Origin of the sequence: Saccharothrix hoggarensis, from assembly GCF_042678885.1 — a bacterium.
GTDB classification, from domain to species: Bacteria; Actinomycetota; Actinomycetes; order Mycobacteriales; family Pseudonocardiaceae; genus Actinosynnema; species Actinosynnema hoggarensis.
Genome location: NZ_JBHTLK010000283.1, coordinates 1 through 7998 on the forward strand (window position 1 = coordinate 1; position 7998 = coordinate 7998).

General features: G+C 74.3%; 6 protein-coding genes and 2 pseudogenes. 2 read left to right on the plus strand and 6 right to left on the minus strand.

The features are described 5' to 3' along the window. The 3 genes and pseudogenes from ACFQ3T_RS32225 to ACFQ3T_RS32235 all read right to left on the minus strand — a co-directional run. Positions 1 to 611: pseudogene (locus ACFQ3T_RS32225) on the minus strand (O-antigen ligase family protein); the annotation flags it as partial. Further along, on the minus strand, positions 608 to 1558 hold the full coding sequence (locus tag ACFQ3T_RS32230; RefSeq protein WP_380729177.1) for a polysaccharide deacetylase family protein: 951 nt from the start codon (positions 1556 to 1558) through the stop codon (positions 608 to 610). The pseudogene ACFQ3T_RS32225 and the gene ACFQ3T_RS32230, both read right to left, overlap by 4 nt. Next, complete coding sequence (locus ACFQ3T_RS32235) at positions 1555 to 2379, minus strand: hypothetical protein (protein ID WP_380729179.1); 825 nt, start codon at positions 2377 to 2379, stop codon at positions 1555 to 1557. Before ACFQ3T_RS32235 ends, ACFQ3T_RS32230 begins: the two co-directional genes overlap by 4 nt. Before the next feature lie 240 nt (positions 2380 to 2619). On the opposite strand from ACFQ3T_RS32235, the gene ACFQ3T_RS32240 reads away from it, so the two are divergent. Beyond that, positions 2620 to 3246, plus strand: coding sequence for an SAM-dependent methyltransferase (locus tag ACFQ3T_RS32240; protein WP_380729182.1), 627 nt, complete (start codon positions 2620 to 2622; stop codon positions 3244 to 3246). A 128-nt stretch (positions 3247 to 3374) separates the two neighbouring features. Here ACFQ3T_RS32240 and ACFQ3T_RS32245 read toward each other — a convergent pair whose 3' ends face one another. Then, positions 3375 to 4262: an NAD-dependent protein deacetylase gene (locus ACFQ3T_RS32245; RefSeq protein WP_380729185.1), complete on the minus strand. Its 888-nt coding sequence runs from the start codon at positions 4260 to 4262 to the stop codon at positions 3375 to 3377. A 148-nt stretch (positions 4263 to 4410) separates the two neighbouring features. On the opposite strand from ACFQ3T_RS32245, the gene ACFQ3T_RS32250 reads away from it, so the two are divergent. Continuing rightward, a complete protein-coding gene (locus ACFQ3T_RS32250) occupies positions 4411 to 4974 on the plus strand; it encodes a dihydrofolate reductase family protein (protein WP_380729188.1) in 564 nt (187 codons plus the stop codon). 42 nt (positions 4975 to 5016) lie between these two features. On the opposite strand, the gene ACFQ3T_RS32255 is transcribed toward ACFQ3T_RS32250, so the two are convergent. Continuing rightward, positions 5017 to 7239, minus strand: a complete 2223-nt coding sequence (locus ACFQ3T_RS32255) for a M20/M25/M40 family metallo-hydrolase (protein ID WP_380729190.1) — start codon at positions 7237 to 7239, stop codon at positions 5017 to 5019. 59 nt (positions 7240 to 7298) lie between these two features. Further along, positions 7299 to 7998, minus strand: a pseudogene (locus ACFQ3T_RS32260) (hypothetical protein); the annotation flags it as partial.

Genomic DNA, 7998 nt, shown 5'->3' on the forward strand with positions numbered 1-7998 from the left:
GCCAGCGCCGCGCCCGCCGCCAGCACCGTCCCGGCCACGGCGAGGGCGACCCGTCCGGCGCGGCGCAGCGCGACCAGCAGCGGCAGGGCGGCGACCAGGAAGTACGCCAGGTCGTTCGGGTCCTCCAACGGCCCGGTCGCCCGCGTCTGGCCCTCCGCGAGGAGGCTGTGCAGCGCGCCGACGGCGGCGACCACAGCGCCCGCGACGGTCGCGCCGAGCACCGCCCGGATCGGCACCTCGCGCGACGCGACGTCCACCAGGACCACCGTGACCAGCAGGAACGGCAGCCAGCGGAGCGCGTACTCCAGCGTGTACCCGCCACCGGCGTGCACCGCCGAGGACGCCAGCAGCACGAGCGCGAACGCCACGAGGACGGCGTGCACGGGGTGCGGTTCGGGCGCACGGCGCTGCCGCGCCCGGACCACGACCCACGTGACGGCGAGCAGCGCGGGCGGCACCTTGGCCAGTTGGCCGTGGACCTGGAAGAGGTAGCCCTCCAGCGGGGCGGAGAACACCGTCGCGCACGCGAAGGCGCGCAGCAGCAACGTCCCGGCGTCGGGCCGGACCCCGGCCCCCGCGCCGGCCGCTCCGAGGCAGGCCCGCGAGGTCATCCGCCGCACCGGGCGAGCAGCGCCGTGTCGTGCTCGCGCAGGCCCGCTTCGAGGCGGGCGACGTGCTCGCCCGTGCCGACGACGTCGAAGTGGGCGCGCAGGGCGCCGAGCACCCAGCCCAGGAACTCGACCTTCCGCGCGCCCGGCACGGCCATGCCGGGGAAGAACTCCATGCCCGGCGCCTCCGCCGCGCCGAGCACGTCCGTGGGGTGCAGCAACAGGGACGGCTGCACGCCCCGCAGCCGGCACAGCCGCAGCGCCGCGGTGAAGTAGCCGCGCGCGAGGCGGGGCGACACCTGGTGCAGCTGGAGCAGGTAGGAGCCGTGGATCGGGACGCGCAGCAGCGGCATGGTGGTGACCGGCAGCTCGACCAGGCCCGTGCCGACGCGCCAGCGGTAGGCGGCGTTCGGCGCGCGGACCCGGCCGAAGCCGCCGAACAGGTCGCGGTCGCCGCCAGTCGGCGCGGTGCGGTTGTGGTAGGCGCGGGCGAGCGGGCCGATCCACGTGGGCAGGGTGCTGGCGTCGTAGCGGTAGCCGCGTTCGGCGAGCAGGTCGAGCAGGTCGTGGGTGACGCTGTAGCCGGGGCCGCGGAACCCCGTCGGGCGGGGCGCGCCGGCGGCGACGATCGCGTCCTCGGTGCGGGAGAGCTCGGCGTCGAGCCGGTCGCGCGAGTAGCGGTGCAGCCAGGGCTCGTGGCCGTAGGAGTGGTTGGCGACCTCGTGCCCGGCGGCGGTGATGGCCGCGACGGCCTCCGCTCCGTCGTCCCGCTCGACGTCCGCGCCGACGACGAAGACGGTGGTCGTGAGGCCGTTCGCGCCGAACGCCTCCAGCAGGCGGGGCACGGCGGTGGGCAGGAAGCTGGGGCGGCGTTCCCACTCCGGGTCGCCGTGGGTCTTCAGGTAGGCCCATAGGTTGTCGAGGTCGAGGGAGACGCTGGCGGTGCTCATCCGGCCACCCGTGCGGGGGTCTTGGCGAACCGGTCGGCGAAGCCGAGCAGCAGCACGCCGGACACGACGAGCCCCACGCCGAGCACGACCCACCACTCGCGGCCGGGCGTGATCCGGTCGCCGAGGGCGGCGATGCCGACGATCGACGTGAGCACGACCGTGGTGGCGTCCATCGTGGCGACGCTGGAGGTCGCCGAACCCCGGCTCAGCGCGAGGGCGAGGTAGGACTGGCCGACGAGCGCGGCGACGACCATGAGCCACGCCAACGGGTACAGCGGGAGCGTGAGGAACGACTCGTCGGCGAGCGTGCGGCTGGTCATGGCGACCACGGCGAACGCCAGGCCGGCCGACACGGCGAGCGGCACGACGCCGTTCACGCGGCGCTGGACGAGCACGAGGGCCACGAGCGGGAGTCCGAAGAGGACCAGGCCGAGGCCCTGCGGCACGTCGTGCGCGGTCGACGGGGTGGCCGCGGCGACGAGCAGCACCAGCCCGGCCGCCATCACCACGAGCACCACGACCTCGACCGTGCGGACGCGCCAGCCGAGCACCGCGATGCCGAAGAGGGTGGCGAGCCCGACCGCGCACGACGACCCGGCCTGCACGAGGTAGAGCGGGAGCTCGGCGCGGGCGAGGAACGCCAGCGCGAAGCCGCCGACCTGGCCCGCGAAGCCGAGCAGGTAGAGCCGGTCGCGGGCGAGCCGGGCGAGCAGCCCCAGTCCGCCGCCGGTCGTGTCGGCGCGCCGGGAGGCGACGGACTGGGCGACGATGCCCAGCGCGTACAGCACCGCGGACGCGGCGAGTTCGAGGTAACCAGTCACGCGACTCTTCCCCTGGTGACGTCCGGCGCGCGGAAGCGGTCGGTGTGATCGCGATATCGGAACGGCAGGGTAGAACCCGATACTCGCCGCCCCGTTCGAGCGATGGGCAGTTACCCGATCGAGCGATGGGCCTGGTTACGCGCGGCGTTGGCGAGCGGCCGGCACGGCTGCCGTTCGTCCGAGTTGCCGGATTGGCAACATTAGTTGCCAGGGTTCCGACGAGCCTCGCATCATCGGGGCATGGACACCACAGAGCAGCACTGGGAGACGTTCTACCGGGACCGCGACCAGGTCTGGACCGGCAAGGCCAACGAGCTGCTGGTGCGGGAGGTCGGGCACCTCACCCCCGGCACGGCGCTGGACCTCGGGTGCGGCGAGGGCGGTGACGCGGTGTGGCTGGCCGAGCAGGGCTGGCAGGTCACGGCGGTCGACGTGTCGACCACGGCGTTGGCGCGGGGCGCGGCGCGGGCGACCGAGCTGGGCGTGGCGGCGCGGATCGACTGGCAGCGGCACGACCTGGGCCGGACGTTCCCGACCGGGGTGTTCGACCTCGTCTCGGCGCAGTTCCTGCACTCGTTGGTGGCGCCGGAGGGCGAGCGGGAGTCGATCCTCGCGCGGGCGGCGGAGGCGGTGGCGCCGGGCGGCGTGCTGCTGGTCGTGAGCCACGCCGGGTGGGCCACGTGGCAGCACGACCACCCGCACGCCGACCACCACTTCCCCACCAACGCGGAGGTGCTGGCGTCGCTGGACCTGGACCTGCGGAAGTGGGTGGTGGAGGTGGACGAGACGGTCGAGCGCGAGATGCACGGCCCGAACGGCGAGCACGGCACGCGAGGGGATCACGTGCTGCGGTTGCGCCGGAGCTGACGGCGCGGGCGGCGGGCGGCGGGCGGCGCGGGCGGTGGGCGGCGCGGACGGGCGGCTCAGGTTGGCCGTCTGTCAAACCGGCGGGCAGCCTAGGACGGCGGGGGCGAGCGGCTTGGCCGGGCGGCCTGTCAGGCCCGAGCTTCGCCCAGGCGGTCGAGGAGGGTGGTCAGGGCTTCGCCCAGGGGCAGGTCCACGCGGACGGTCGCGTGGGCGTCGCCCCTGGTCTCGCCCTGGTTGACGATGAGGACCGGCTTGCCGGCGTTCGCGGCGTGCCGGACGAACCGCAGGCCGGACATGACCGTCAACGACGAGCCGAGGACGAGCAGGGCGTCGGCCTCGTCCACCAGCCGGTAGCACCGCTCGACCCGCGGGCGGGGCACGTTCTCACCGAAGAACACCACGTCCGGCTTCAGCACGCCCGAACCGCAGTCGGCGCACCCGACCAGCCGGAACGACCGCACCTCGTGGTCGGGCAGGTCGACGTCGCCGTCCGGGTTGATCCGGGTGGCGGTCGCCGCGAACGCCGGGTTGGCGGCGCGGAACCGGCGGTCCAGGTCCTCGCGGGCGCTGACCGCGCCGCAATCGAGGCAGATCACCCGGTCGAGGCTGCCGTGCAGCTCGACCACGTCGGGCGTGCCGGCGGCCTGGTGCAGGCCGTCGACGTTCTGGGTGATCACGCCGGACAGGTGGCCGCGGGCGTGCAGCGCCGCGACCGCGTGGTGGCCGGTGTTCGGGGCGGCGCGGGCGATGGTCCGCCAGCCGAGGTGGCTGCGCGCCCAGTAGCGGCGCCTGCCGTCGACGCTGCCGACGAACTCGTCGTAGGTCATCGGGGTGTGCTTGCGCAGGCTGCCGGCCGCGCCCCGGTAGTCCGGGATGCCGGACTCGGTGGACAGTCCGGCCCCGCTGAGCACCACGACCCGGCCCGCGGCGACCACCGGCACGACCTCGTCCAGGCTGGTCGTGCGCGGCAACGGCGCACCGGTCGCCGTCCAGCTCAACGTGGGCCGAGTGCGCATGCGGTCCACTTTACGGGCGCGCCGGCGCTTCCGGCTGGTCAGCGGCGTGGCGTGGCACGTGGACGCGGCGGGGCCGTTCCCCTACCGTCCGGCGTGCCCGCCAGCGGACCGACTGGCGGATGACACCCTCCACGACTGGTGAGCGACCATGCGGAAGATCGTGTTCATGCTGGCGGTGTCCTTGGACGGCTTCTTCGAGACGCTGGACGGCTCGATCGACTGGCACCGGGTGGACGACGAGTTGCACCGGCACATGAACGCCGACCTGGCGGCGATGGGCGCGTTCCTGGAGGGCCGGCGGACGTACGAGTTGATGGAGGAGTTCTGGCCGAACGCCGACCAGGACTCCTCGATCCCGGCGTCGATGGCGGAGTTCGCCGAGATCTGGCGCGGGACGCCGAAGGTCGTGTACTCGCGCACGCTGGAGTCGGTGGGGCCCAACGCCACGATCGTGCGTGACGTGGTGGTGGACGAGGTGCTGGCGCTGAAGGCGTCGGCGAGCGGCGACCTGGTGGTGGGCGGGCCGGACCTGGCGTCGACGTTCCGCCGCCTGGGCCTGGTCGACGAGTACCGCGTGTACGTGCAGCCGGTGCTGTTGGGCCGGGGGCGGCCGTGGCTCCAGCCGGAGGACGACAAGACGGATCTGGACCTGGTGGAGACCCGCGTCTTCGGCAACGGTGTCGTGCTGCTGCGCTACCGCGTCGGCGGTTGAGCCGTCCGGCGGCGAGGCTCAGGATTTCCCCCGGGCCGGGCGTCAGAAGCGGAACGCGGCTCGCACCAGGGCGGCGTCGTACGGGCGGTTGCCGGACTGGACCGGCATGGTGTCCGGCGGGCGGGGGCCGATCAGGGACGCCGCCTCCGCCGGCAGGCCGATCCAGTGGTCGGTGAGGGTGACGTCCAGCGGTGTGCCCGGGTCCAGCTCGCACGTGACCTTGCGGTTGGCCGGGCCGTAGAACTCCAGCGTGGTGGCGTGGAGTTCCGTGAAGTTGTGCCGGCACACGCGCACGCCCCGGTCCGACAGGGTGACCTGCGTCCGCCACGCGTTCGCGGTCGGTGAGATCTGGAGGGTGACGGTGCGGACGTCGCCATCGGTGCTGCTCAGCACGGTCGCCGTGGGGGCGGGCAGGGTCAGGGCCGGCGCGTCGGCGCGCATCAGCGGCTCGTCCAGCATCGGGTGGCGGTCGGTCAACGTCACCCGTTCCGGGGAGTCGCCGAGGACGCGTGACGTCCACGCGTCGGGCGCGGGGTCGGCGGAGAGCCAGTCCGCCCGGCCGGTCTCGGTGTCCAGCAGGTAGATCAGGGAGTTCGGGCGCTGCTCGGTCGGACCGAACCCGACCCGCGCCGTGCCGACCGCGATCAACGCCACGGCGACCAGCGCCACCGCGGTCGCCGTCGTGCCGGGACGGGGCAGCGCGCCGAGCACCGGCAGCAGCAGCACGCCCGCGAGCACGGCGAACACGACGGCGACCGCGACCAGCGGCAGTCCCAACGCCACCGTCATCGTGCCGACCAGCGGCGGGTAGATCGCGGCGGCCACGAGCGGCGGCAGGGCGGCGAACCTCGTCGCCCACACCGCCGGCAGCCCGACCAGCAACGGCCACTGGAACAGGAAACCGGTGCCGGGCGCGGCCAGCGTGGCGACCACCAGCAGGGCGGCGGTGACCACGAGCACCCCGGCGACCACTTCGGCGGACGTCCACCGCCGCAGCACCCGGACGGCCGTGAACAGCACCGCCAACCCCAGAGCGCAGAACCCGGCGACGAACCAGCCCCGCTCGTACGGCTCGGACAACGCCAGGAACGCCAGCTCCGGACGTGCCCACGCCACCAGCGCCCACACCCCGAACGACACCGCGCCCGCCGTGAGCACCGCGCCGACCGCCACCCCGGCGACCGCGCCCACCGCCCGCGGCCGCAACCGTCCACTTCGGACGTTCCGGACCAGGAGCCACGCCAGGGCGGTCACCGTCAGGGCGGCGAGCACCTCGGCCAGGGGGACGGGGTAGCGCACGAGCACGCGGGAGAAGACGTCGAAGTAGACGGCGTCGCCGTCCGCCACGCGCAGGTCCCGGTCACCGAGCGCCCGCACCAGGCCGACCATCGTCTCCCCGTGGTGCTGGACGCTGCCCCGGTCCAGCCGCGCCAGGTCGTCGTACGTCGAGTGGTAGTCGCGGACGTGCTCGATGAACGCGCTGTCCAGCCCGCGCGCGCCCGCTTCCAGGAACACGGTGAAGTCGCTGTAGTTCGGCATCCGCCGGTAGACCTCGAACGCCAGCGAGTTCGCGATGGGCCTGCTGCTCGCCTCGCCGAACGCCGACACCAGCGCCGCGTTGTCGGGGCCGGTCTGGAACATCCACACCGGGCCGCCGCTCCCCCGCGCCTCCCAGTTCAGCACCGCGCCGATCCCGGACACGCCGTGCCGCCGCACGTACGCCTCCGCGCCGAGCGTCCCGACCTCCTCGCCGTCGGTGAACAGGAACACCACGTCGTTGCGCACGGGAGTGGTGGTGAGGGCGCGCAGGGTCTCCAGCATCGCCGCGACCGCCGCGCCGTCGTCGGCCGCACCGGGACCGGTCGGCACGGAGTCGTAGTGCGCGACCAGCAGCAACGCCTTGCCGCCGCTCACCCCGGGGTCGGTGCCGGGCACGCGCGCGACGACGTTGTGCGCGGTCGCCACGCGGGCCACGCCCCGCCACGGCCGCACCACGTCACCGGACTCCACCACCACGTCGGCCCCGAGGGACCGGGCCGTGTCGGCGATGTACCCGCGGACGCGCTGGTTGTCCGCCGAGCCGATGGGGTGCGGCCGCTGGGCGATCTCGGCCAGGTGGCGCTCGGCGCGGCCGGCCGCGAACTCGCCCGGCGGGGCGTCCGCCACGGGTGCTGGAGGGCGGAACGCCAGCACCGCCAGCACGCCCACGGCGGCGACCGCCACCAGCACGACCGCCACCCACGCCCGCCGGACGCCGTCCACCATCAGGTGACCTTAACCGGCGGAAACCCGTTCGAGCGCCCCGCACGGGGAGATCGAACGGCTCAGCTCTGCGAATCGATCGCCCACTGCCCGTTGACCTTGACCAGCCGGTAGACGTGCTGCTCGGACTGGGTGCGGCCGGACTTGTACGTGTACGACACGGTCGCCGACACGGTGTCCGGACCGATGGCCTGGACGTTGCTCACGTTGACCGCGCTCATCTGCCCCCACCACGCCTGGTAGTCGGCGAAGGTCGGCGTGCGGGTGGCCTTGAAGCCGTCGGTCAGCCGGGCGTAGGCGGTTTCCAGGTTGCCCGGCAGCAGGCCGTAGTAGTCGCTCAACGCCTGGTCGGGGCCGACCTCGGCGGGCGGAGGCGGCGGGGCCGGGCTGTCGTCGGTCGGCTCGGGCGCGGCGGTCGTCGTGGTGGTGGTCGGCTGCTCTTCGGCGCTCGTCCCGGCGGGCGGCGGGTTGGCGGCCCCGGTGGTCGTCGCGGCGGCGGTGGTGCCGGTGGTGGCGTCCGACCCGGCCGACGGTGAGCCGCCGTCACCCCGGTTGACGAGGTACACGACGCCGGCGACGGCGATCAGGGCCACGATCGCGAGCGCGATGAGCGCCTTGCGGTCGCCTCGCTTCTCCTCTTCGGGCGCGGGGGTGGGCGACGGGTCGACCGGGCCGGGGCGCGCGGGCTGCTGGTCCACGACGGTCGGTCGCGCGGGCGCCGGGTTGGCCGGTGCGGAGCGGGCAGGTGAGGAGTTCGCCGGG